Origin of the sequence: Paenibacillus sp. FSL K6-2859 (assembly GCF_038008265.1) — a bacterium.
GTDB classification, from domain to species: domain Bacteria; phylum Bacillota; class Bacilli; order Paenibacillales; family Paenibacillaceae; genus Paenibacillus_AQ; species Paenibacillus_AQ nitricinens.
On the sequence record NZ_JBBOYU010000001.1, the window covers coordinates 5797394 to 5816475 of the forward strand.

General features: G+C 43.5%; 22 protein-coding genes and 1 riboswitch. Of the genes, 6 read left to right on the forward strand and 16 right to left on the reverse strand.

All coding sequences use genetic code 11. The annotated features are described in order from the left end of the window. Positions 1-5: 5 nt before the first annotated feature. Entirely contained in the window at positions 6-1544 is a 1539-nt protein-coding gene (locus MHB64_RS25825; protein WP_341135678.1) for a DnaD domain protein, read from the reverse strand. A 292-nt stretch (positions 1545-1836) separates the two neighbouring features. Then, complete coding sequence (locus tag MHB64_RS25830; protein ID WP_042130887.1) at positions 1837-2133, reverse strand: YuiB family protein; 297 nt, start codon at positions 2131-2133, stop codon at positions 1837-1839. 282 nt (positions 2134-2415) lie between these two features. On the opposite strand from MHB64_RS25830, the gene hemQ reads away from it, so the two are divergent. After that, positions 2416-3168: a hydrogen peroxide-dependent heme synthase gene (gene hemQ, locus MHB64_RS25835; protein WP_094873342.1), complete on the forward strand. Its 753-nt coding sequence runs from the start codon at positions 2416-2418 to the stop codon at positions 3166-3168. Between the two features lie 51 nt (positions 3169-3219). On the opposite strand, the gene MHB64_RS25840 is transcribed toward hemQ, so the two are convergent. Further along, positions 3220-3498, reverse strand: coding sequence for a hypothetical protein (locus tag MHB64_RS25840; protein ID WP_094873340.1), 279 nt, complete (start codon positions 3496-3498; stop codon positions 3220-3222). Between the two features lies 1 nt (position 3499). Beyond that, positions 3500-4693, reverse strand: coding sequence for an NAD(P)/FAD-dependent oxidoreductase (locus tag MHB64_RS25845; protein ID WP_042130890.1), 1194 nt, complete (start codon positions 4691-4693; stop codon positions 3500-3502). 331 nt (positions 4694-5024) lie between these two features. Between MHB64_RS25845 and MHB64_RS25850 the strand changes: the two genes are divergently transcribed. After that, a complete protein-coding gene (locus MHB64_RS25850) occupies positions 5025-5999 on the forward strand; it encodes an NAD(P)/FAD-dependent oxidoreductase (RefSeq protein ID WP_094877850.1) in 975 nt (324 codons plus the stop codon). A 131-nt stretch (positions 6000-6130) separates the two neighbouring features. On the opposite strand, the gene MHB64_RS25855 is transcribed toward MHB64_RS25850, so the two are convergent. Both MHB64_RS25855 and MHB64_RS25860 read right to left on the reverse strand, forming a co-directional pair. Beyond that, positions 6131-6274: a sporulation histidine kinase inhibitor Sda gene (locus tag MHB64_RS25855; RefSeq protein WP_036685584.1), complete on the reverse strand. Its 144-nt coding sequence runs from the start codon at positions 6272-6274 to the stop codon at positions 6131-6133. A gap of 314 nt (positions 6275-6588) precedes the next feature. Further along, positions 6589-7251, reverse strand: coding sequence for a YheC/YheD family protein (locus MHB64_RS25860; protein WP_042191569.1), 663 nt, complete (start codon positions 7249-7251; stop codon positions 6589-6591). 332 nt (positions 7252-7583) lie between these two features. Here MHB64_RS25860 and MHB64_RS25865 point away from each other — a divergent pair, with 332 nt between their 5' ends. Beyond that, positions 7584-7793, forward strand: a complete 210-nt coding sequence (locus tag MHB64_RS25865) for a hypothetical protein (RefSeq protein ID WP_094873338.1) — start codon at positions 7584-7586, stop codon at positions 7791-7793. Positions 7794-7860: 67 nt separating this feature from the next. Here the strand turns inward: MHB64_RS25865 and MHB64_RS25870 are convergent, their stop codons facing one another. Beyond that, entirely contained in the window at positions 7861-8313 is a 453-nt protein-coding gene (locus MHB64_RS25870) for a GNAT family N-acetyltransferase (protein ID WP_234539744.1), read from the reverse strand. Between the two features lie 101 nt (positions 8314-8414). Next, on the reverse strand, positions 8415-8774 hold the full coding sequence (locus MHB64_RS25875; RefSeq protein ID WP_042191575.1) for a HesB/IscA family protein: 360 nt from the start codon (positions 8772-8774) through the stop codon (positions 8415-8417). 374 nt (positions 8775-9148) lie between these two features. On the opposite strand from MHB64_RS25875, the gene mqnE reads away from it, so the two are divergent. Next, entirely contained in the window at positions 9149-10255 is a 1107-nt protein-coding gene (gene mqnE, locus MHB64_RS25880) for an aminofutalosine synthase MqnE (protein WP_094873334.1), read from the forward strand. A gap of 49 nt (positions 10256-10304) precedes the next feature. Further along, positions 10305-11366: an NAD(P)/FAD-dependent oxidoreductase gene (locus MHB64_RS25885; RefSeq protein WP_094873332.1), complete on the forward strand. Its 1062-nt coding sequence runs from the start codon at positions 10305-10307 to the stop codon at positions 11364-11366. Positions 11367-11434: 68 nt separating this feature from the next. Here the strand turns inward: MHB64_RS25885 and MHB64_RS25890 are convergent, their stop codons facing one another. Next, complete coding sequence (locus MHB64_RS25890) at positions 11435-11689, reverse strand: YuzB family protein (RefSeq protein ID WP_094873330.1); 255 nt, start codon at positions 11687-11689, stop codon at positions 11435-11437. 81 nt (positions 11690-11770) lie between these two features. Between MHB64_RS25890 and MHB64_RS25895 the strand changes: the two genes are divergently transcribed. Then, positions 11771-12019 (forward strand): NifU family protein, encoded by a 249-nt coding sequence (locus tag MHB64_RS25895; protein WP_042130899.1) that lies wholly within the window; start codon positions 11771-11773, stop codon positions 12017-12019. Positions 12020-12173: 154 nt separating this feature from the next. Here the strand turns inward: MHB64_RS25895 and MHB64_RS25900 are convergent, their stop codons facing one another. From MHB64_RS25900 to MHB64_RS25930, 7 genes are all read right to left on the reverse strand, one after another. Continuing rightward, positions 12174-13022, reverse strand: a complete 849-nt coding sequence (locus MHB64_RS25900) for a MetQ/NlpA family ABC transporter substrate-binding protein (protein WP_094873326.1) — start codon at positions 13020-13022, stop codon at positions 12174-12176. 58 nt (positions 13023-13080) lie between these two features. Further along, positions 13081-13740, reverse strand: coding sequence for a methionine ABC transporter permease (locus MHB64_RS25905; RefSeq protein ID WP_341135679.1), 660 nt, complete (start codon positions 13738-13740; stop codon positions 13081-13083). Next, a complete protein-coding gene (locus MHB64_RS25910; RefSeq protein WP_094877838.1) occupies positions 13740-14756 on the reverse strand; it encodes a methionine ABC transporter ATP-binding protein in 1017 nt (338 codons plus the stop codon). Before MHB64_RS25910 ends, MHB64_RS25905 begins: the two co-directional genes overlap by 1 nt. 100 nt (positions 14757-14856) lie before the next feature. Continuing rightward, positions 14857-14996: riboswitch (SAM riboswitch) on the reverse strand. A gap of 101 nt (positions 14997-15097) precedes the next feature. Beyond that, positions 15098-15832 carry a Cthe_2314 family HEPN domain-containing protein gene (locus MHB64_RS25915; RefSeq protein ID WP_094873320.1) on the reverse strand — a complete coding sequence of 245 codons (735 nt, stop codon included), beginning with the start codon at positions 15830-15832 and terminating at the stop codon, positions 15098-15100. A 109-nt stretch (positions 15833-15941) separates the two neighbouring features. Then, the gene (locus MHB64_RS25920) at positions 15942-16919 is read right to left on the reverse strand and encodes a COX15/CtaA family protein (protein ID WP_280787895.1); all 978 of its coding nucleotides are present in this window, start codon (positions 16917-16919) and stop codon (positions 15942-15944) included. Between the two features lie 90 nt (positions 16920-17009). Beyond that, positions 17010-17354: a thioredoxin family protein gene (locus MHB64_RS25925; protein WP_280787896.1), complete on the reverse strand. Its 345-nt coding sequence runs from the start codon at positions 17352-17354 to the stop codon at positions 17010-17012. A gap of 78 nt (positions 17355-17432) precedes the next feature. Beyond that, positions 17433-19061 carry a putative polysaccharide biosynthesis protein gene (locus tag MHB64_RS25930; protein ID WP_094873316.1) on the reverse strand — a complete coding sequence of 543 codons (1629 nt, stop codon included), beginning with the start codon at positions 19059-19061 and terminating at the stop codon, positions 17433-17435. Positions 19062-19082 lie beyond the last annotated feature (21 nt).

Sequence of the window (19082 nt, forward strand, 5' to 3'; positions counted from 1 at the left end):
TTTCATTACGGCGCTTGGGAGACGCCTTTTTTCTTGCTGGCTTTAATTTCTGCCGCTTTCTTCATCATCGCCGCGAATTCCTCTTCCGATACCGTTCCTGCACTTCCATCGTCAAGCCCAATCGGAATTTCCGGTTTAGCAGATCGGTCTGTATTTTTGGCATATGAACGTGATCGAGATCCTGCCGCCGTGTTAGTTGTAGCTCCCTTGCCTTTCACTTTGGACTGATCCCTGATATATTTTACAGCCTTTTCGTAGGTGTTCACCTGTTTAACCAGCATATTGGAAGCGATAGCCTCCACAAAATTGCGATTCATTCGCTGTTCTCCACCTGAGGCTACCATAGTCATTAAATAATGAATAAGTACATTAATTACTTCACCGCTTAGCTTATAATTCAAATCTATTTTCTCGAACATATCCATCAAATGACTGGGCACTGCACCTGGGAAAAAAGTTTGAAGCAGCCGCGTATATGGTTCGTTCCGCAGCATCATATTATATTGGTGAATGTCACATTTGGACAAAAATTGTGGTGGTACTTCTACATAATACTCCATCTCTACAGACTGCTCCGGAGGCGCTATAGAATCATCATTCTCTTCGGAGGCACTGGAACGGATGGAAACAACCTTAGCAGCAGCAATTTCACGCTTTTCTTGTCGTTTCATATCCTGCCTGAAATGCTGGCTCGCTTTATATTGCAGTGCATCCAGTATAACCTCACCTTCCGGTGCGAACACGCCATCTTCATCCAGCAGACGACATAAATCCTGCGGACTGAGTTCATACTTATGAGCTACATAGTTAATAACACCCATTTGAGTATGGTCAAAACGCAATTTTTCTACATGAGCCCGGTTTACAGACTCCCGCGGAAAACGCAAAATAATATCACTATATCCAATCGCTTGTTCTCCAGATTCACGCATGCCAGGCTGACGCACAGTGGCTACTTCTGCAAGTGCCTGCTCCAGCTCATAATCAATGACATGTGTATTAAGTTGAAAAATATCATAAAAAGGCACGGAGATATTCTCTTTGCCTATGGATCTGCGACTCCACTCTTCTGGCTCTCGGTTCCAGAATTGTTCCCGTAAGGACAGCACAGCAAATTTGCCGATTTTATCGCGTAACAGCAACGTCAAATGCTGAGTGGCAAAAAAGTCAGCTGGCGATAGCGGCGGCATAAGCTCATATTCATATAAGTAATCATCAGTTTCCGGTACATAGATTCGACAGGTCTGTAGCAGACCTACCGCTTCTAACCGGGAAGCCTGATCTATTAAATATTTGCGGCCTTTCTCATTCGGTTCAACGCCTAGCGTCATAAATAATCTGCGCTGCTGCTCCACTCCAGAATAGCCAATGCTATCTGCTGGCACATGTTCAACCAGCAAGCGATAGAAACTGATTGCAAAAGCTCCTACCATAGGCTGATACACAGAGCTAAGCATACGTCCATCTATAACACTAAGACCAAATTCGCGGGAAACGCAGTACCGATGATGTTCGGTGAAATGATGTAAGTTACTCATGCGCATCTACGGATACCCCCTTGTTTTCACGAATTCATACAGGATTCTATTCTATCATAAAAAACGTCGCCGGAAATGTAAATAAACTACCAATTCCGACTCTTTTCGCTATATAATCAGCTTTTTCTTACGAATATCTGCCTCTATTAAACAAGAAGAAACGGCTTCGCTGTCCTCTGCAAGAGGAAGGTTCCGTTTCTCGCTGAATTTCAAAATTGATTCTTAGCGTAGAACTAAAAGCTTATATGTTCAAAAAAACGACTCTCACATCAGAGCCGCAGGTCTTCCAATTAAATCTTTAAAACATCTTGTAACCGCCAAAGCGCAGTTTTTGAATGGTCCATCCACTCAATATAGCACCTGCAAGACCAGCGACACCAGTTAAGTAATCAACAAAGTGGAAACTGGAAAGATGCTCCCAGAGCGACATCGCGCTTCTATCCCAAATGGAATAGACTACGACGGGTAGAATAATAAGTACGAATAGATAAGCGGGAAACCAGGTTGTCTTCATTAACATGTTAAGAATAAATCCAATACCAAACATCATCACAAAGAATAAAACGGTTAGGATAAACACTGGAATAAACCCCATCTTACCGTCACTACCCCTTTCTATAAAGAAGCGCACATCTTATACGAGCTAGTAGTAAGTTTACTAGAAAAAATGTCACGAAGCAATGAACTTTATTCAAAATTAGGTCTAATACTCTTACAACGGAATGTCATCATTTGCTCTAAGCAACTTGATTGCGATACAATGCATATAGATTAATAAATCATACATAGTCTATGATGCAGGAGCTTCGTAGCTAGTTTTACGCGACGTTGTATCAAGCGAAGCTTATGCTTCGTAAAACTTTTAAGGAGTGAGATCATGAACGAAGCCGCTATGACACTGGAAGGCTGGTATGCATTGCATGACTTCCGCTCACTGAACTGGACCGCATGGACGGCAGCAGATGACGAAGAACGTGCTGTTGCTCTGGAAGAATTACATGCTTTTATGCAAGAATGGAGTCCTGTCGAAGAAGCTAAACAAGGCAGCTCCGCGGTATATTCCATCGTTGGCCAGAAGGCCGATTTCGTAATGATGTTCTTGCGCGAAAGCTTGGAAGATCTGAACAAGCTTGAGACGGCCTTTAACAAAATCGCTTTTGCTCAATATACAACTAAAGCCTATTCCTACGTAAGTATTGTTGAATTAAGCAATTACCTTGCGGGGGGCAGCGATGGTAGTGATCCTATGCAGAATCCGCATGTTATCGCACGTCTAAAACCTGTTTTGCCGCAAGCGAAGCATATTTGCTTCTATCCAATGAACAAGAAACGCGAGCTCGCCGATAACTGGTATATGCTTGATATGGATAAACGTCGGGAGCTGATGGCTTCTCACGGATTAATCGGACGAGGTTATGCTGGTAAAGTGAAACAGATTATCAGCGGCTCCGTAGGTTTGGATGATTGGGAATGGGGCGTAACCCTATTCGCTGAAGATCCGCTGCAATTCAAGAAATTAGTCTACGAAATGCGCTTTGACGAAGTCAGTGCCCGCTACGGCGAATTCGGACCTTTCTATGTCGGCAACCTGCTGACTGAGGATTCTTTTGAGGAAATGCTTAAATTGTAACAAAAAAAGGTGAGTCTCCAGATCTTTATGGAGACTCACCTTTTTAAAATGCTATAACGAAGTTCCTGCTTCCTCATCCTCTTCGCTGCCATCTTCATCATCACGCAGACTTTCCAAATATTCAGCCGTAGCCCGGTCACGTGCTCGCCCTTTTTCCTTTAAGCGTTCAATGCCAGGGAGAATGAGCAGATCAATTTCTTTTTGAACAACATACGCTAGATCGTACTGATTCTGATCCTCCAGATAAGATCCAACCTCAATCAGTCCGTTATAACGGTCCAATTCTTCTCGGGTCAGCAGTCCACGCACCTGCACGCTGCAGTGACGCATCTTATAAGAATCTTCCTTTTTTCAGAACCAGCGGAATCCCACCAATAATGAACAAATAGCGCATATCCACAACTTTTTTCAATTGAGCTGCGGTCCAGCCCTTGTAAGTTTTGCTGCCAACTACAGCAATCCCTTGCCCTTTACCTAGTGAGGCGACTGTTCCTTTATTGCTGAATGCGAATTTCTTTGGTTGTTGATTACGGATCGCAGCCACCAAATTATGAGCACAGCATTCTCCCTGTTGCATAGCAATTTGTGCCGTTGGCGGGTAAGGACGGCCTTCCGGGTTAATCATTAAGGAGCCGTCTCCAATAATAAAGATATTGTCTTGGCCTGGTGCACGTAAATATTCATCTACTTTCACACGTCCGCGCATAGCTTCAAATCCTGCAGCTTCAATCAGACGGTTTCCTCGAATTCCGCCGGTCCAGACAATTGTAGAAGCCTTAATCTCTTCGCCTGATGCCAGAATTACACCGTTTGGTAGACATTCCTTGATCGCAACGCCCATCTTGAAGGTAACACCCTTCTTAGTGAGCAAGTTCATCGCATACTCAACAAGTTCAGGAGCAAATCCAGGCAGAGCTGTTGGAGCAGCTTCTATGTTATATATATTTACCATGCTTGGATCAACGTCAAATTCTTTGCACAACCCAGGGATGCGGTCAGCTAATTCGGCCACAAATTCAATTCCGCTAAAGCCGGCACCACCGACTACGAAATTGATATGCTCCTGTGCATTGTTCTCGTTCTTATATTTAGCAAATTGATACTCAATATGTTCACGAATCAAACGAACGGAGTTGATGCTCCGGATCGTCAGTGCGTATTTATCAAGTCCTGGAATACCGAAGGTTTCAGGCTCTCCGCCCAAAGCAATGACGAGATAGTCATACGAAAGAGTACCATCCTCCAAAATAATCTTTTTCTGCTGGGTACGAATTTCCTGAACAGATGACTTAACCAGATCGATCTTAAATTCATCGATTAGTTTAGAAATAGACACCCGAGTGTGTTCAATACTATCTGTACCCGCGGCAGGCATATGTAGATGGGTAGTAAAATAGTGGTACTCGTGACGGTTTACGAGCGTGACATCCGCTTCATTATAGTTCAAAGCCTTCTGTAAGCGCTGTGCGGTCAAAATACCCCCATAGCCCGCGCCTAAGATTACGATTTTGGGAATACTACTCATGTTCCGGCTCCTTCCAAGAGGTAAATCTGTCTTTGTATTTTTTATTGAAACAATGTACGGTCCTTTTTGTGAATTTATACACTTATATTTAGAAGAAATTCCAATCAAACTTAAAGGATTTCTAAATTGACCATATCCATTGTAAACCTTAGTGTACTATTAATCAAACATTAAAATACTAAAAAACGTCACATTCTTATTGTGTTCTAAAGTCTTTCTTTGCAGGTATGTGTCACAATGTTTATAATAAGAAAGAATACAAGTATGGCAAAATGAATATATCAACTCGGAGGTGTAATATCCCGTGACACAAGAGCAATCCGGCGTTCCTATGAGCGACCTTTTAATCATAGGTGGCGGTCCAGCTGGCATGTTTGCCGCATTTTACGGCGGGATGCGTCAGGCATCCGTAACACTTATTGAAAGTATGCCCCAATTGGGAGGACAACTTGCTGCACTTTATCCTGAAAAATACATTTATGATGTAGCAGGTTTCCCAAAAGTAACTGCACAAGAACTGGTTGACAACCTGACACGGCAAATGGATATGTTTCAATCGAATATCCGGCTGGAGGAGAAAGTAATTTCTGTTCAGAAACGGGACGAACGCCATTTTGTAGTTACAACCGATGTCGCAGAATATCACAGTAAAGCTATTATCATTACAGCTGGCGTAGGCGCTTTTGAACCTCGTCGTTTAGAACTGCCAGACGCAGGACGGTTTGAAAAAGCCAACCTTCATTATTTTGTAAATGATTTAAATGCCTTTAAAGATAAAAAAGTTCTGATTAGCGGTGGCGGGGATTCCGCAGTAGACTGGGCACTAATGCTGGAACCGATCGCGGAGCAAGTAACCCTAATTCACCGCCGGGATAAATTCCGTGCGCATGAGCACAGTGTAGAGAATCTGATGGCTTCCAAAGTTAACGTAATTACACCTACTGAAATTACAGAACTGCATGGTGACGAGTTTATTACTAAGGTTACCTTATCCCATATCAAGACCAAGGAAACACAAGAAATCGAAGTCGACAGTGTAATCGTCAATTTCGGATTTGTTTCCTCTCTGGGACCCATTGCAGAGTGGGGTATCGATATTGAAGGAAACTCCATTGTCGTTGACTCACGTATGGAAACGAGTATTCCGGGAATCTTTGCAGCCGGCGATATCACCACATATCCAGGTAAGCTGAAGCTAATTGCTGTTGGATTCGGCGAAGCCCCAACGGCTGTGAATAACGCAAAAGTCTACATCGATCCGGAAGCCAAGCTTTCACCAGGACACAGTAGTAATATGAAACTCTAATTCTATCTACTACAATAAAAAAGGGTATTCTGACAGGCCTATCAATACCAGCCTATCAGGATACCCTTTTATGTTTGTGACTCGCGGTTTATTTATATGTAGCCTGCTACAAAGGTATACTTTGCGCTGTTTTAATGAAGAACCGCATGAACTGGAGAGTGTAAGTTTCGTTTGCGAATCTCAACGAGTAGAAGAGCGATGAAATCATGCTCTAGTTGCAGTTCTATCGCTCTATGGTAAGAGTCTAGAAGCATCTCATCGGACAATTCAACCATAACGTTCATCTACCTTTCCTGTATTTGGATCTGAATCTATCATATCAAACTATCATTTTTCGAACAAGCGTTCGCGTTATCCACAAGTACATGTGGAAATCCTGTGTATAATATGTGCGTAAGCGTTATAAAGGTGATAACTGCACAGTGGAATATGGGGATAATAGTTATACACAGGACTGAACCACTTGCATACAGCTAAAAATATATTTTTATTGTAAATAAATTACAATATAATTTACCCCAAAAGAACGCAACTAAACGCAATTTTATCTTACTACTCTATTATCGTCAATTCTAAAATTTTTGTTAATTTACTGAGGTCTTGTATTAACCTCCAGAATCCATATTTTACCTGAATAATCCACGGCGTAATCAAAACCCAGTTCGCCTATTCCCGGGAAATGCCGCTCCATCAGTTCGATACATACTAGCGTAAGCCTGCGCATTTCTGCTTTCTTCGCTGAGGCTTTAATTCGAGGCAACGATCTGCGAAGCCCTTCTCGACAAGAAAGCATCGTGCCTCCTTTACATAAATTAGTTACGAACAGGCCAGGCCGGGCCAATCTTCCCACCATAGAGCGAAACTCCCAAACACCACCATTTCTCACTACTTTGACCCGATAATCAATAGGACGCCCACCAATTCTGGCGAGAGAAATCCCCTGTTGAATCAAATATTTACGTCTAACCTTGACGAAATGAAGCGCTCGTCTCATGGATCTAAAGTCCTTGTAAATTCGAGTTCTGTCCATATAAGTAAATCCATAACCCCGGCTATCCCGAAACACTTTAATTACACCGTAGCCTCCACCGCCAACTATTGGTTTAATAACAACATTTCCGTATCTCCGGAGCATGGCTAACAGTGAGTCAGCCGAATACACCCTCGTCATTGGTATATAATGAGAAACCCTCGCGTCACTGAGCAATGCTTCTGTCTTCAACCATTTGCTAGCCAGTTGTCTTCCCGACATCGTCCTTTCCCTCCTTTCACATTCCAGCCTACCCTATACATTACTCAGAAAAGGCCCCGCCCTCTTGTATGATTGTCCGTGTAGGAAGAAGCTCTTAGCAAAAAGGGCATAGAGCTTGTATCGACAACATTCTCAACCCTGCAGGGTATCATTGCAGATTTTGTAGAACCTTATCTCTGAACATTCGACATCTAAATCACAATGGATGAGTTCACTATAACTAGAATAATCTTCAAAATCGTTGTATTATTAATAGCGGTTACATTTTCAATTCCTACTATTATAATAATGAATTAAAGGCTTGCTAAAAAACAGCGCGGGGAGGGCTCGGAATGGCTCAGTTTTTTGAGGTATTATATTGGGTGGCCATGCTTGGGATGTCCATCGTATTGGCTGGAACGACTATACTGATCTGCGCTATCGGCTTAAAATTCATTAAAGACAGACGCAGAGCACTGGGTGCTGGCTGTATTGCCTTTTCCCTTGGAGCCGCAGCGCTCATCGTGTTTATGATTAATTACAAGTTTATTATTCCAGCCTAATTGTACGCAGGAACAAGCAAAAGCCCTCTCGAGGAATTCCATCGGAGGGCTTTTGCTTGTATGTCACTCATATATCTAACGAAAGACGAATCATATCCACTACCTTGATCCCATTTTCAACAATCTCTTCACTGTAGTGTCTGATAAAAAAGTCTCTATCGATTCCGGTAATTCTAAATCCACATTTCTGATAAAGAGCCAGTTGTCCTACACTAGAATTCCCCGTACCCACTTCTATTGTCTTCGCACCAAGTAATCTCGCATTCTGAATCGCATGATAGACCAACTGCTTACCTATCCCTTTACTTTGCTGATTCTCATCAACGGCTATATTCACTAGCTCCACTGTCTCAGGCCTCGTTTGTAGCAAAACATAGACACCTATAATGCAATTCTCCACTTCAGCTACAAAACATTGCCCTCTTTTTAAATACGCTTCAACAAGACTTAGGGAAGGATCGGCTAATAACAACAAATGTAAGGGAGGTTGTTCTTCTGCGTTTAATTTCCTAATTAGCATGCTTTGAGCTCCTTGTGATGACTTTTGTCATTGAGAATAAAAAAAGCCTCCAAGCCCTTGTTGTAGAAATCAACATGGGGCTTGAAGGCGTAACGTCGCGATTAGCAAGGCTCTTCGTTCGGTTTCCCCGCATCCGTAGCTGTACGGAAGCTTGAGCCGCAGCCGCAGGTTGCCGTAGCGTTCGGGTTATTGATGGTAAAGCCGCCCGTCATGCCGGATTCTTCAAAATCGATTTCGAGACCATCCAGGTAACGAAGATTCTCTTTCTCCACGACAACCTTCATCTCTTGGATGTCCATATATACGTCCTGATCGGTTTCATTATCATCAAAGCCCATAGCGTAAGAGAATCCACTGCAACCGCCGGGCGTTACTCCAATACGGAGGAACATGTTCGGCACTTCTTGTTCAGCAAGCATCGCCTTTAATTGTTCTGCTGCCTTTTCGCTAATATTAATCATGATCATATCCTCCTATAGATTAGACTGACTTCACAAGAAAAAAACTTATGTTTAAGAGGCCATCCGGCCAAAAGTTACTTTCTTAAAAATATATACTTAATAAACTCAGTATAACCGACTATTCCATTCCCCTCAAGTCACAACTGCCTTATGCTTGACCTATCACACCAAATTAAGCCATCCATATCCAGCTGTTGATCCCCTTATAAGAGAGGTTTATAATAAGGAAGGCAAACATAAGTAAAAATTCGGAAATTTGTCACGGAGGCTAAACCTCTGATTTATTTTCATGAATGAACAGCTACCGTCTGGGTAAGTCTGGGAATTATCTGCGGGCAATGGACCCCGTAAAACTTTCAGGAGGAATTTATTATATGTCTACTCTCTTCACCCCCCAAACAGACGCCCGAATGATGAACATTATTGAAAAAGTTCGCGGCGGCGAAAGATTGAATTTAGAAGATGGCGTTTATTTATATCAAAGTAACGACCTGCTAACGATTGGCCAGTTAGCAAATGAAGTCAATGTCGCAAAGAACAACAACAGGGTATATTTTATCGAGAACATGAGTCTATATTTCACCAATGTTTGCGAATCTCACTGTGCATTCTGCAATTTCCGCAAAGATGATGGAGAAGAGGGTGCATATACCCTTTCTGGTCAGGAAATGGTGCAATATGTCGAACAGCATATTCATCCAGGTGTGCGCGAATTCCATATCGTAGGCGGTCATAATGACAAGGTTCCTTTCCAGTATTACGTGGATTCTTTAAAAGCCCTGAATGAACGTTTCCCTGAGGTAACCTTAAAAGCATACACTGCAGCCGAAATCGATTTTTTCACCCGAATTAGCGGATTGAGTATTCGTGAAGTACTGGAGCAGCTACGTGCAGCAGGACTTAAGACGCTTACTGGTGGTGGCGCAGAAATATTATCTGATCAATACCGTAAAAAAATGCGTGTAGATAAGGCTAATGTGGAAGAATATCTGGAAGTTCACCGGACAGCACATCAGCTTGGCATGAAGACACATACAACTATGCTCTACGGCTCGATTGAATCTCATGAAGATCGTATCCGGCACATGATGCAGATCCGCGATCTACAGGATGAAACCAATGGTTTTATGGTATTCATTCCATTATCTATGCAGCCTAAGAACAAGAATGCAGGGATTATGCGCCGCAACTCAGCTTATGAGGATCTGAAGACGATTGCGATCAGCAGATTGATGCTGGATAATTTCGATCACATCAAAGCGTACTTTATTAATATCGGTCCTCAGCTTACTCAAGTTGCACTGAACTTCGGTGCTTCTGACGTACATGGTACTATTCTTAAAGAACGCATTAGCCATGCGGCTGGTGCCTTAACACCTGAAGGCCTCACTCGCGATGAATTGATCTGGTTAGTAAAAGGTGCTGGACGAATTCCAGTAGAACGTGACACGTTCTACAATGCGATAAAGGTATACGAATAAAAGACTACCTAGATCCGTTACCCTATATTGGAAAGGAAGTTCGGTCAGCATGAGAACACTACTCGTTCTGGGCGGCGGCTATGGCGGCTTGGCCCTAATTCAAGAATTGCTCAATAATCACCTTCCTCAGGATATTGAAATTATCTTAATTGACCGAATGCCTTATCAAGGAATCAAAACGGAATATTATGCGCTTGCCGCGGGTACAGTAACTGACTATCACTTGCGGATCCAGTTTCCGGTTCATCCCCGTCTCACTATCCGTTACGGTGAGGTGAGTTCCATTGATTTGGAGAGTAGAATCATTACAATGGAGCCTGATGAGACTGTGTCTTATGACATACTTGCCATTGCACTAGGTTGTACCGACAATTACCATAACATCCCTGGAGCTGATCAATATACTTGCAGTATCCAGACCTTTGCAGGAACACGCGAAACTTACCAACGTTTAAACGATGTGAAGCCTTATGGAACAATTAACATTGTAGGCGGTGGACTAAGTGGAGTGGAATTGGCGGCAGAGCTTCGGGAGAGCCGGCCAGATCTTAATATTGCTATTCTGGATCGTGGTGAACGTGTCTTATCTGCCTTCCCTGCGAAGCTGTCACAGTACGTGGAGGAATGGTTTCACCACCACCAAGTACAGACACTTGGACGTGTCTCAGTATCCCATGTAGAGAAAGATGCGCTTTTTAACGGTACAGAGGAAATTCTTTCAGATGTTACGGTATGGACCGCAGGGATTCAACCGGTGAAGGTTGTTCAGGAATTAACAGTCCCGAAGGATCGCGGAGGACGGATCATTTTGGATGAATATTATCGTGTACCTGATTATCCAGAAGTGTATGTAATTGGCGACTGTGCCAGCCTGCCATTCGCTCCAAGCGCACAAGCAGCAGGAGCGCAGGGTGAGCAGGTTGCTCAGGTTATTCAAGCCATGTGGCGCGGCGAGACCCCTAAGCTTCATCCTATTCGTCTAAAGGGTACTTTAGGTTCACTAGGCAAGAAAGCTGGATTTGGTCTGATGGGCCAACGCTCCGTCAAAGGACGGGTTCCCCGTATCCTTAAGAGCGGGGTGCTCTGGATGTCAAAACGCACTTTAGGATAAACCTAAGGGCTGCTCTTTTCCGTTATAAATACGAAAAAGAGCAGCCCTTTATTTTCCACAAAAAGCATTTAATCAAGGTCCATATTGAACCAAGCCTCTAGCTCTTTGATTTTAGCATCAATTTTCTCTTCGAGCTCAGCAACCGTATCTGCTGCAACGATGTCTCCTTCAACCATTGCAAATGGAGTTAAATAACATTCCCCACAATTGTTCAGGCATCCGTATTCGATCACATCGTAATCTGGATTTCCTTCCAGCTTTTGCATTAGCTTGTCTGTTCCGTGACCCATGTTACTGGCACAAAATTCAATAATTGGTCTCATGATGATCTCCCTATTCCGCCTAACCATTTTATTTTTTAACTTTTTGTACTATAATGAACTTACGAAAGGAGTGATTGAGAAATGAGTGAGAATGCACAAAGCACCGAAATGTATGATGAAGTATTGGAAGTGCTTGATAAACTTCGTCCGTTCCTACAGCGCGATGGCGGTGACGTTGAACTAGTCGATGTAGAAGACGGCATTGTGAAGTTGAAACTTATGGGTGCCTGCGGCAGCTGCCCAAGCTCCACGATCACCTTGAAAGCCGGGATTGAACGCGCCCTACTTGAAGAAGTAGAAGGCGTACAAGAAGTTATGCAAGTATTCTAATCCCATTCAATATCATTCCCGATCCTCCTCTTCAGGAGATCGGGATTTTCTTATTATAGAGGATTTACACTTTCCCTACAACATACAGCATAAAACCCGCATGCCATTAGGCAGCGGGTTTTATGCTGTTTAGAGAATAAGTTATCTTTCTGTCTTAAAATGCTGGAATGATCGAGCCTTTATACTGCTCTTCAATGAATGCCTTCGCTTCCGGAGAATTCAGAGCAGCGACCAGCTTTTTGATTGCATCAGAATCTTTATTGTCAGGACGAGCTACCAGGATGTTAGCATAGGGGGAATCCGTACCTTCGATGAACAAAGCATCTTTAGTTGGCACTAGGTCAGCTTCCAGCGCATAGTTAGTGTTAATCAAGGCAAGATCCACTTCATCTAATTGACGGCCTAACATTGCTGCATCTAGCTCGATAATTTTAAGGTTTTTCTTATTTTCAGTAATATCCGCTTGAGTAGCTGTGATGTTGGTATCATCTTTTAATTTAATCAGTCCATTTTTGGCAAGCAGGATCAGTGCACGACCACCGTTTGTAGCATCATTAGGGATAGCTACTTTCGCACCATCAGCCAGCTCGTCGATGGATTTGATTTTCTTGGAATAAGCACCAAAAGGTTCAACATGAACAGCTGTAACCGAAACTAGATCCGAACCGTTCTTTTGATTCTGGTCATCCAGGTAAGGCTGATGTTGGAAGAAGTTAGCATCCAGATTCTTCTCTGAAAGCTGAACGTTTGGTTGAACATAGTCAGTGAATTCTTTGATTTCCAATGTAATTCCTTGCGCTTCAAGCAATGGCTTAATAGCTTTTAAGATCTCAGCGTGTGGAACAGGTGAAGCACCAACCACCAATTTCACTGGTTCTGTAGTTGCAGCACCGTTTTCAGGTGCATTAGTGGCAGCCGAGTTAGAAGCATTATTGTTATTGCCGCAAGCAGCTAGCACCACAACCAATGTCAGACTAAAAAAAGTAAGTAGTAATTTTTTCATTTTAAATCCCCCTCTTATCCTTGGTATTTGTATGAATAAGGCTATATATAGACGTACCTTATTTCCGTGTAAAATGTCTTACTAGTCGATCACCGGCCATCTGTAGCAGTTGCACCAGTATGACCATTAAGACTACAGCGATAATCATAACTTCCTTCTCATAACGGTAATATCCATAACGGATCGCTAGATCACCTAGACCGCCGCCGCCTATCATCCCGGACATGGCCGTATAAGAGACCAGTGTAACCAGTGTGATCGTAACCCCGGCGAGCAGACCTGGACGAGCCTCTGGCAAAAGAACACGCATAACGATTTGATTCGTCGATGCCCCCATACCTTGTGCGGCTTCGATCACTCCGCGGTCTACCTCTCTTAGTGCCGTCTCTACCAGACGGGCAAAAAACGGAGCAGCACCAATCACAAGCGGTGGAATCGTGCCCAGTACACCAATGGCGGTACCAACAACGGCTTTACTAAAAGGAATCAATGCCACCATCAAAATGATAAATGGTACGGATCGTAGAATGTTTACAATGAATGATAAGACCGAGTAAGTTACTCTGATTACTATACTATTCGATCTTCCCCATAAATACAATAGAATTCCGAGTGGTAAACCAAGAATAATTGTGAATATTCCGGAAAATAGTAACATTTCCAAAGTAGCAACGGTAGCATCCATCATTTCTTGCCAGTTTAAATCTGCGAAATTCATTACGAAATCACCTCCACTTCAAGCCCTTGAGCGGTTAGTTCAGCTATCGTCACAGCAATCGCTTCAGCGGGTCCTTCGAACCGAACAATCATTTGCCCATAAGGTACGTCTTTAATCGTTGAGATGGTACCATGCAGAATGGCAAAGCTAACACCTGTCTCACGTACTACATTGGAAAGGGCAGAGCCGTAGGTCTTCTCTCCGAAAAAAGTAATTTTGACGGCCTGAGAGTTGTCCCCAGCAGCAGCGTCAAGCGCCGTACGAAGGGGGCCCTCATTCTGTGATTCACTGCGAATGAAATCGCGGGTGACCTCATGCTGCGGCTTCAGGAATACCTCCGTCACTTTACCCTGCTCAACGATACCACCACCATGAATGACCGCAACACGGTCGCAGATGCTCTGAATCACGTGCATTTCGTGAGTGATCAGCACAATGGTCAGATGGAATCGTTTATTAATATCGAGCAATAGCTTAAGAATAGAGTCTGTCGTTTGTGGGTCAAGCGCAGAGGTTGCCTCGTCACACAGCAGCACATCAGGGTCGCTGGCAAGTGCCCGTGCGATGCCGACCCGTTGCTTTTGCCCTCCTGATAATTGAGAGGGATACTTATCCTTGTGATCTTCAAGCCCCACTAGGGCAAGCAAGTCTTTTACTTTTGCATCAATACCTGTTCTCGAAACGCCTGTGAGTCGCAGAGGAAAAGCAATATTATCGTACACCGTCGCTGAAGATAGCAGATTGAAATGTTGAAAAATCATCCCAATTTTGCGCCGCTGTTCCTGCAGCTGAGCTTGGCTAAGACTGGTTAGCTCTACACCATCAACCCAAACCTCTCCTTCTGTCGGACGTTCCAACAGATTAATGCAACGGATCAATGTACTTTTCCCCGCGCCAGAATGGCCAATGACTCCGAATATTTCACCTTTTTCGATAGACAGATTCAATCCGGAAAGTGCTGTAGCCGCATGGCTGCCTTTTCCAAATACCTTTGTTATTCCTTTTAGATTAATCAACGCTCGTCGCCCCCTTTATATTTCACTTATTCCATACAAAAAAACCTCCGACGATCGATGCAGATCGCAAGAGGCTCTGTGTGTTTATTTAGACAATGCCTTCTCATCTGCCAACGACCACAAACCTTGCGTCATTGTAGGAATTAGCACCATGACATTTGTATATAACGCTAATCGCGTTGTATACAAATCGGTTGCCGGGCTTCATCGGGCCTATCCCTCCGCCACTCTCGATAAGATATAGAGTATGAAATTTTTATGTTTGAATTCGTACAGACTTTAATGCAAGCATAAGTATAGTAAGTTTCTTGTTTTTTGTCAAAAGGAAATATCTTGAACGCTTAGGATTGTATGCTCTTTGCCTTGCTGATTTCCTTACGCAGCTGTTCATTGCTGTAGCTGAATGCCGCGATTAATGTTTTACAGTTCATTTCAAGGGACTGCTTTAAATCCTCAAGATGGCTATCTAAATCCTCAAGCTGAATTTTGTCATGCAAGCCTTGATGTCGCTGCCATAAATCATCCTGCATTTCGGAATTCATATAATGAATTTCAGCATTTCTGCGCTTGCGTAGATTCTCCAGTGGATCACGATAAGAGTTCTTGATCTGTTCGAGTTGATCCGCTAACGCAGGATGCACATTCAATAACTGAAGTTGACGCAGCACTGTAAAATAAGAAAAATGCGTTTTTAATTTGGAGGTTTTGAGGTCATAAAAATGATTCAGCACCGTTCCAAGCTTGTCCAGAAGAGAGAATACACGAATAAATCCATCTTTATAAAAATAAACATAACGCGCATAATCGCCTTGTTCCACTGGTGACATATCGTCCATATAACCAGCGATTACCGATTTCCGGTAAAAAGCGGCCGCGAACCAGCTTTGCTCCAATTCATCCAGTGACGAGATCAGTCCACGTGTCCAAATCTCCAGCTTGCGGTATTCATGGTCATTATCCTCATGAGCGTTCATTTCCTTGCGCAGTAAGGCTGCAAATGTGGCCATGTTCTCCATCGCGTCAGCCAATACACCGCTGTTCTTTCGAGGCGGCTCTCCAAGTATAACCCGCAGCATAACCCAGTCCTCCTAAAGTTTTATCCAGCACCACGATATACCGATTTCCACTTTATTATTCCGCAGGTAAAGCGACTCTATCCACGGTGGGAACTTTCTACTAAGGGCGTTACAACGGTGTCATTGGATTTGCTCTATTTTTTTCAACAACAACATTTCTCGCGCGATTCAGCTGCCAGACTCTTACACTCATATAACATAGAACACCAAACAAACAGGCAATCAACAAAATATGAGCCAAGGCGGCAAATATGTACAATCTTTCATTATCAAGCGTGTAAACAACAGCAGCTCCACTAAACACCTGCATCAAGCATAGCAGAACAGCAGCTACGCCAAGAGCTCTTAGCTCTGGGTAATCCTTATGCTTCCAAAAGGCTAAATGACCAAGCACCGCAGTAAGTATAAATAAGATCAAAGCCGCAATCCGGTGTGTAAAAACAATACCTACTCCCCCGGAAAGCTCGGGAACCCATTCACCGTTACAGAGCGGCCAGCCAGAACATCCACCGCGCGAATCCGTATGACTAACAAAGGCTCCAATATAAACAACAACATAGGAATATAAGGCCGTTAAGCAGGTTAAATTGCGGAAAGCCTTGCTGACGGGTTTCTTCTGTAGCTCCACCTTAGGATCGTACTCACCTGCTTCATGTCTCCTTTTAGCTCCGAGAGCCAGCATCAGAGAACTTGAAAAAGCGATTAAGGAGAAGCCCATATGCAGTGCCATCACAGCAGCTGATTGGGATTTAATTACTGCAAGCGCTCCCATACCACCTTGAACAATTACAAACAGTAAAGTCATGAATGCATATGCTAACAAGTCCTTCCGATTTCGGGCATAACGCCAAAAAGCAAACATCGAGGCAAGTGACAATAACCCAGCCAAGCCGCTAAACAAGCGATGGGTGTATTCAATCATCGAACCTACAGTATAAGCCGGAATTAATTTCCCATGACAGAGCGGCCATTCATTTCCGCATTCCAATCCCGATCCAGTCTTCGTTACTACCGCTCCCCCTAGTACAGCGAGGAACATGATAAGGCAAGTAAGATAACTAAGCCATTTCAACTGATTTGTCGTCAAAAAATATCACCCGCAGTTTTTAGGAATGAAGAAGCATCTTAAAAAACCACCGCTTTTGCTCAAACAGGCGAAAGCGGTGGTTTTCCGGAATTACTGTTGAAGGCTTTGATGCACTAGAACCGCTTTATCCAGGAAATTCTCAATTTCCTCGCGGGATTTACGTAATTTATTAACGAATCTAACCAATTCACGTCCATCGGAATACGCTACAAAGCTTGGAATACCCATAATATTTTGTTCCTGACTAACGTCACCTACAGCATCAACGTCAACCTCAACCAGCGTTAGACGATCTGCATAGGCTTGCTCTACCTCAGGAATAAAGGGATCGATAAATTTACAATCCGAGCACCAGTCCGCCTTGAAGATGGCTACAGTTAATCGAGGAGATTGAATGGCTACTTGAAATTCACCAGGAGAACTAATTTTGTCCATTGTTAATTCAGTCCTTTCTTCCATATCTGTCAAATTTCTATTCTTTAAGTGAAGCAAAATGTCATGCAGAAGTCAAACTTATTCTCGCATACGAACACGCGCAGGCTGTAATTTCATCAGCGGATTCAACAATTTTTGCAATGCACGCGGATAACTGGAGATTTCCTGTTTAGTAAGCACACCCAGTACAATTAGCATGACCAGATAAATAATAACAACTGCTGCCCCTACAACAAGACAAGTGATCAGAAACGCCAGACGTGCAGGCATTAGATCTGTTAACAGAATTCCAGCTTGGTTCAAACCAAAACCAATACCACCGGACACCAGAACTGCAATTGCGAAGCCGCCCCACCGTTTACCCATAATTTCGAAAGGTACAATGGATTTCAGCATTCGTAAGTTAAGAATAGTAATGACTACGAAACAAAGTGCTGTTGCGCCGATAATCCCGTAGATCCCAAATACCTTACTTAGTAAGAAGCTCGCGGCTAATTTAACAATAATACCCACTAGCACATAATACATTGAAATGCGTGATTTGCCCATACCGAGCAAGATGGAGTTCGTTGTCATCATGGTGATCTGAAAGATCGTTCCAATCGTAAGCATCGCCACAATTCCGCTTCCGTCCAAGCTGCTGAACAGTAACCCATTCACAGAATAGGCCGCTGCCACAAGCGCCAATACAATTGGCATCCCTGTCAGGATAGAAATCCGCAAAGCAAGTGTAATTTGCTTCTTCAAGTGTCCCTCATCACGACGGGCATAGGCAGCTGATATGATCGGAATCAGCGAGGTACCTAGCGCAATGGCTAGTACCGGTGGAATTCCGGCCACACTTTGTGCACGCGTGGTTAGTATACCCAAAGCTGCTGTTGCACTCTCTCTCCCCATCTGATCGATAAGCAGTGGAACAGCCAAAGAAGTATCAATCACATTCACTACGGGAATCGTAAGTGAAGAGAGCACGATCGGAATTGATAGTGTGAAAATATCCTTGTAAATTCCCCAAATCGGCAATTTTTGAGTGGTATTGTAATTTAATCCTTGCTGTTTATCCTCTCGGCGCAGCTTGATTGCAAAATAAATCATGACACCAAATGCTGCTATACTACCAATTACGCTACCGAAGGATGCTCCTGCTGCTATAGTTGTATTGTTATATCCCTGCTGTAATAGAATATAAGCTAATAAAATAGCGACTAGTACGCGAGCAAACTGCTCTACAATCTGTGAAATACCACCGGCCATCATATTGTTGCGCCCTTGAAAATAACCGCGCATCATGGCAATTGCCGGAAAAAGTAAAAGTGCAGGTGCAATAGCCCTAACTGCCATCGCTGACTCAGGTACGTCAGCAATATGTGTCGCATAGAACGGAGCGCCGAAGTACAGCAAGGCAGTCATGATTACCCCTGCTGCTACTGAAAATATCAATGCTGCATGATATACTTGTCTCGCTTCTTCAGGACGATTCAGAGCGTACCGCTCGGAGACCATTTTACTGAGCGTACTTGGAATACCTGCTGTAGCCACGGTGAGCAGCATTAAATAGATATTGTTCGATACCCCAAATGATGCTCTCCCCACATCATCAAAAATATGATCCAGCGGCACCCGCTGAACAAGCCCGAGTACCCTTGCCACCAAAGCTGCAGCAGCAAGGATAAGCGTGCCTTTTACGAAAGACTCTTTCTTGGACAAACCATTTCCCCTTCTTCACTG

Bases quoted from the DNA above. Each gene is read 5' to 3' on its own strand.
- MHB64_RS25825 (WP_341135678.1), bottom strand. From the start codon at position 1,544: ATGCGCATGAGTAACTTACATCATTTCACCGAACATCATCGGTACTGC.
- MHB64_RS25830 (WP_042130887.1), bottom strand. From the start codon at position 2,133: ATGGGGTTTATTCCAGTGTTTATCCTAACCGTTTTATTCTTTGTGATG.
- hemQ (WP_094873342.1), top strand. From the start codon at position 2,416: ATGAACGAAGCCGCTATGACACTGGAAGGCTGGTATGCATTGCATGAC.
- MHB64_RS25840 (WP_094873340.1), bottom strand. From the start codon at position 3,498: ATGCGTCACTGCAGCGTGCAGGTGCGTGGACTGCTGACCCGAGAAGAA.
- MHB64_RS25845 (WP_042130890.1), bottom strand. From the start codon at position 4,693: ATGAGTAGTATTCCCAAAATCGTAATCTTAGGCGCGGGCTATGGGGGT.
- MHB64_RS25850 (WP_094877850.1), top strand. From the start codon at position 5,025: ATGAGCGACCTTTTAATCATAGGTGGCGGTCCAGCTGGCATGTTTGCC.
- MHB64_RS25855 (WP_036685584.1), bottom strand. From the start codon at position 6,274: ATGGTTGAATTGTCCGATGAGATGCTTCTAGACTCTTACCATAGAGCG.
- MHB64_RS25860 (WP_042191569.1), bottom strand. From the start codon at position 7,251: ATGTCGGGAAGACAACTGGCTAGCAAATGGTTGAAGACAGAAGCATTG.
- MHB64_RS25865 (WP_094873338.1), top strand. From the start codon at position 7,584: ATGGCTCAGTTTTTTGAGGTATTATATTGGGTGGCCATGCTTGGGATG.
- MHB64_RS25870 (WP_234539744.1), bottom strand. From the start codon at position 8,313: ATGCTAATTAGGAAATTAAACGCAGAAGAACAACCTCCCTTACATTTG.
- MHB64_RS25875 (WP_042191575.1), bottom strand. From the start codon at position 8,774: ATGATTAATATTAGCGAAAAGGCAGCAGAACAATTAAAGGCGATGCTT.
- mqnE (WP_094873334.1), top strand. From the start codon at position 9,149: ATGTCTACTCTCTTCACCCCCCAAACAGACGCCCGAATGATGAACATT.
- MHB64_RS25885 (WP_094873332.1), top strand. From the start codon at position 10,305: ATGAGAACACTACTCGTTCTGGGCGGCGGCTATGGCGGCTTGGCCCTA.
- MHB64_RS25890 (WP_094873330.1), bottom strand. From the start codon at position 11,689: ATGAGACCAATTATTGAATTTTGTGCCAGTAACATGGGTCACGGAACA.
- MHB64_RS25895 (WP_042130899.1), top strand. From the start codon at position 11,771: ATGAGTGAGAATGCACAAAGCACCGAAATGTATGATGAAGTATTGGAA.
- MHB64_RS25900 (WP_094873326.1), bottom strand. From the start codon at position 13,022: ATGAAAAAATTACTACTTACTTTTTTTAGTCTGACATTGGTTGTGGTG.
- MHB64_RS25905 (WP_341135679.1), bottom strand. From the start codon at position 13,740: ATGAATTTCGCAGATTTAAACTGGCAAGAAATGATGGATGCTACCGTT.
- MHB64_RS25915 (WP_094873320.1), bottom strand. From the start codon at position 15,832: ATGCTGCGGGTTATACTTGGAGAGCCGCCTCGAAAGAACAGCGGTGTA.
- MHB64_RS25925 (WP_280787896.1), bottom strand. From the start codon at position 17,354: ATGGACAAAATTAGTTCTCCTGGTGAATTTCAAGTAGCCATTCAATCT.